The following is a 4,811-nucleotide window of genomic DNA, read 5'->3' as shown; positions in this document are numbered from 1 at the left end:
ATGTTATCTTTAGTGACTATAGTATAGGAAGTAAATAATAATATAACTATATATAATAGTAGTATTATATAAAGCTAAGAGAGTATAAGAAGAAAGTGTATAAGATTAAGTGAGTACCATACTTAGAATAGATATTAGTAAGAATATATTACCATTAGTAAATGCTATATAGATATGAAATACTAATGATATAAACTTATTAGACATAAAAAACAAGTATGGAGGAACAAAAGAATTGGAATTACACAAAATAAGATGCAAAGATAAAGATATTGTAGTCTTACTTGATGATAATATGAAGTTAGTTAAGCCTATATATGACTACTTGAAGTATCTTAGACAAAAAGATAGAGCATTTAATACAATGAAGGCTAACTGTAATGATTTAAAGTTATATTGGGAGTTTTTGGATAAAGAACATTATAAATATGATGGAGTTACGCCTAATGTTATAGGTGAATTTATAGAATACCTTAGAGAGCCTAACGCTACCGATAACGTAGTTAGTATATACACAGAAAGTAAGCGTACAGGTAAAACTATAAATAGAATACTTAGTACCGTTTATAACTTTTATAAATATTGTGGAATGGTTAAGGATATAAATAACCCTATTATAATGGAAGATGCAAATAGACCATTTGATATGTTTAAGAGCCTACTACACCATGCAAGGAGTAATAATAAAACTAAGCAATCTATTTTCAAGGTTAAAGAAAGTAAGACTACTTTTAAACTAGTATCAGATATAGATGCTGAAACATTTTTAAATGCTTTGACTACTTGGAGAGATAAATTAATTTTTAAGATAATGTACTTTACAGGTGCGAGAATTGGTGAAGTATTAGAACTTCAAATTGAGGATATACCTTATCCTGATACTTCCAGAGAAGTTGGAATATTAAAAAATATAAAGTCCAAAGGGAAAACAAGAAACTTATATATTCCAATGACTTTATTAGAGGAAATAGATAATTTCATAATGGAAGAAAGAAATAATATTGATACAGATCATAGTTATATCTTTGTATCTCAACAAAAACAAAACTTAGGAAAACCACTAACTTATAGAGCAATTTATGAAGTGTTTGGTACAGTTAAAAAGAAAACTGATATAAATCTAAATTTTCACGATTTAAGGCACACACACATAACTCATTTAGTCGAAAATGGCATGGATATAAGTGTTGTTAGAATAATTGCTGGTCATAATCATATCACAACCACACAACAATATACTCATATTTCAAATCAATATCTTGAAGATAGTTTAAGTAGATATTGGAATAAGAGTATATTGATTGGAGGTGGAGCAAATGGTAAGTGAAATGCCTAATGGTGATAAGTGGGAACTAATAGATAATGATGGTAAATCTCAAAATTATGGAAGAAAGTTTAAGTTTGATTTTTCATATATCGAGAGCGATAGCATTAAAAATGTAGTTAAGTCTTATATTTGGAGAAATCATAAAGAAGGAAATAAAACTTTAAGTGGGTTGTATATAGATGTTACAAAATTTAAAGTATTTAATGACTTTGCTACAACATATAAAATTTCTTCTTTTAAGACACTTACAAATAATGATATTGAAATGTTTATTTCTTATTTAAAGACTTCAATAAGTGGTAGAACTAAAAAAAACCTATCATATCAAAGTCAAAAGGTTTATTTAGACACATTGAAAAATATAATTTGTTGGGGACAATTATATATGCCTAATGAAGTGCCTAAAGTAGAGATATTCACAGGAAATGAATATGTAGGGATTAATAGAAAACTAAAAATAGATTTTATTCCTGATGAAGTTTTAAAACAAATTAATAAAGCCTTAGTTAATGAAGAAAATCCTTATGTGAAATATGGGATAATTATTCTTCAATCAACAGGAATGAGAATTGGAGATATGCTTAAATTAACTACCGATAGTGTTAAACCACATTTAATTAGTGGATATACTTTAACTTGGTATGACCATAAAAACCGTAAGGAACGTCAACCTATGCCTATTCCTAATGAATGCGCTATTGCAATTGAAAAGTTGATAGAGTATACAAAAGGATTAAGAGAACAGGCTGATGATAGTATTAAAGATTATTTGTTTATTCATAGAGTTACAAATGGTTCTAATGTTGGAGAAATATCAGTAATTGATACTAATAGGTATAAAGTTTGGCTTAATGGTGATGGAAATATTGTCAATGGAAAATTAAGAGGTGAAGGTTTCGTTCAAAAGCACAATATAAGAGATACCAATAGTGAATATTATAACCTTACAGCGCACCAATTCAGAAGAACACTTGCTACTGATATGTTATCTAAAGGAATTGATTTAAAGGCTATACAAGAAGTTTTAGGACACTCTTCTCCTATGACTACTAAACAACATTATGCTGACGTTAAAGATAAAGAAAGAGCCAAAATATTTAAGAATATAGGTATTATCGGTAATATCAACAAAGTTGATGAAACAGTTATAACAGATAAAAAAGATTTAATTTGGTTCAAAGAAAATAAGGATAAAGGAGCAAGAATGGAAGATGGTTATTGCACCAAGCCTTGTAGTGATGGAAAGATTTGTGACAGATTACTAAAAAGACAAAAATGTTACACCTGTAGTAGATATGTCACTACTCCAGAGTATTTACAGGCTCATAAAAACCATTTAGAAGAGTTAGAAAAGCAATTAGAGGGGAATATCTATGGCGACCATTATGCCGAGCATTTTCTTCCTACTATTGAGATTCTAAAAGAGATTGTGAAAAGATTAGAGGAAATACAAGATGGCAATAACTAAGTTAAATTTACAACCAATAACTACTGAAAGTAATTATAGTAATATAACCATTGGAAATTCTAATTTTACTGATGATATATGGGATTTATCCCCTTTTATAACTGCTAAAACAACTAAAAATAGTCAGAAAAGAATCAACTTTGATTATGTAAAAAATGAAGATATGAAACTTACAGCAAAACTTTATTCTTACTATAAATTAGGACAAATTAAGCCTAATAGTGTAAGGGGTTATATAAATAGTAGTTTACCTTTATTTATTGAGTATTGCGGTTTAAATAATATTGATAGTTTTAATAAAATAACTAAAGAAATGTTTTTAAATTATACATTATGGCTTAAAGAGGATAAAAAGGTTGCTAATCAAAGTGGTTATATATCATCAAAAATAGTTGAAGAAATTATTAAAATAGGTCAAATTAAAGGTTGGAATGTACCAAAAATCAATATCTTTAGAGATTTTACTTCTTTAGATTTATGGGATTGGAAAAAGGAGAGAAAAGAAAATAAAACCAAACCTATTCCAGAAGATATATTTGATAAAATTCTTCAATGTACATTACAAGAAAAGAATATTTTAACTAAAGCAGGGATAATAATTCAGAGTCAAACAGGGCTTAGAATCAATGAAGTTTTATCTATCCAACAAGGTTGTGTTAATGCAACGAATGATGGATATGATTATATGAAAGTTACACTTAGTAAGACTGAAAAAGGTGAGCCTATAATTCATAATATATTCATTAATGAATTAGTTAAAAATGCAGTTGTAGAACTTGAAGAATACACTAAAGGTTTAAGACAAGAAAGTAGATTAAAAGAATTATTCTTAGTTAGAAATTATGGAATAAGGGTTTTAAATACTGAAAAATGGACAGCTCAAAGACTACCTAACTTTATTAAAAGATGGGATATAAGAGATAATAAAGGCAATTTATATCCATTAAAATCACACCAGTTTAGAGCAACGTTTGTTAGAGAACTTATTAAGCAAAAAGTTCCTATAGCTTATATTATGAAACAATTTGCTCACGTATCCATTGAAATGACTTCACATTATCTTACTTTAGAACAAGAAGAAGTTAAAGAAATTTATTCAGATATGATACTTGGTAAAGATTCTAAAATTGCGGGACTTAGGGCAAAAGAAATTAAAACTAAACTTGATGAACAGTTTAGAGGTAAAACAGAACAAGAAATTGATGATATAATTTCTAATTTATCTAAATCTATGAGTTTTAATCCATTACCGACAGGCGTATGCCTATATGATTTCAGAAGGGGTAACTGTTCTGATGGTGATGGCTGTTTCTTCTATAATTGCCCTAACTACGTTACCGAGGTTAAATTCTACCCTGTTTTAAAGCAAGAATTAGACCTTATGGAAAAAGAAATGTCAAGATATAAAGAGTTAGGGCAACAACGTTCTTGGGAAAGGCAGTATGTTAAATATAAGTATTTAAAACCATTAGTAGATAGTTTGGAGGTACAAATGAATGAAGAAAAGAAATAGAAATACAGAAGGATTAAAGGAATTTGCAGAAAAGAAAAACCAAGAAACTATTGAAAAGGTTAATAAAGCAATAGATAAATTAAGGCAATCTAAAACTAAAAAAATCAACTTTAAAATAGTTGCAGAAGAAGCAGGAGTGTCTAAGGCTACTCTATATAATAATGATATTTTGAAAGAACGCATATTAAGTCTTAGAGCTATTGAAAAAGGTGTTCCTAATGATAGTATAATTGCTACACCTAGAGATAAAATTAAGGCTAAAGACGATAAAATAAAACAACTATATGATGAAATAAAGAAACTAAAAGAAGATAAAGAAAAACTAATTATCCAATTAGTTGAGATGGAAGAACTTAAAGATGAAAATAGAAGATTGAGAGAAAGTTTAGAGAAAATAAAAAGTATAAAATAACTTGTTAGACACGTAAAAATGGATGGTAAGAATGAAAGGAGGATTTAGTGGGAGTTTGGTACTTACAATACACTCTCTCACTAAAGATAAA

At 28.1% G+C, this 4,811-nt stretch carries 4 protein-coding genes; all 4 read left to right on the top strand.

The window, feature by feature from the left end; genetic code table 11:
- The first annotated feature begins 235 nt into the window (after positions 1-235).
- The 4 genes from NNC19_RS23115 to NNC19_RS23100 are packed head-to-tail and all read left to right on the top strand — an operon-like array spanning position 236 to position 4,720.
- Entirely contained in the window at positions 236-1,327 is a 1,092-nt protein-coding gene (locus NNC19_RS23115) for a tyrosine-type recombinase/integrase (protein ID WP_310941046.1), read from the top strand.
- The gene (locus NNC19_RS23110; RefSeq protein ID WP_310941045.1) at positions 1,317-2,795 is read left to right on the top strand and encodes a site-specific integrase; all 1,479 of its coding nucleotides are present in this window, start codon (positions 1,317-1,319) and stop codon (positions 2,793-2,795) included. Before NNC19_RS23115 ends, NNC19_RS23110 begins: the two co-directional genes overlap by 11 nt.
- Complete coding sequence (locus NNC19_RS23105; RefSeq protein WP_310941044.1) at positions 2,782-4,308, top strand: site-specific integrase; 1,527 nt, start codon at positions 2,782-2,784, stop codon at positions 4,306-4,308. Before NNC19_RS23110 ends, NNC19_RS23105 begins: the two co-directional genes overlap by 14 nt.
- Entirely contained in the window at positions 4,292-4,720 is a 429-nt protein-coding gene (locus NNC19_RS23100) for a DUF6262 family protein (protein WP_310941043.1), read from the top strand. Before NNC19_RS23105 ends, NNC19_RS23100 begins: the two co-directional genes overlap by 17 nt.
- The last annotated feature ends 91 nt before the right edge of the window (positions 4,721-4,811 follow it).

The sequence above is a fragment of the Clostridium sp. SHJSY1 genome, from assembly GCF_031626875.1.
GTDB lineage: Bacteria > Bacillota > Clostridia > Clostridiales > Clostridiaceae > Clostridium.
This window is presented reverse-complemented; position numbering and strand designations above follow the sequence as displayed.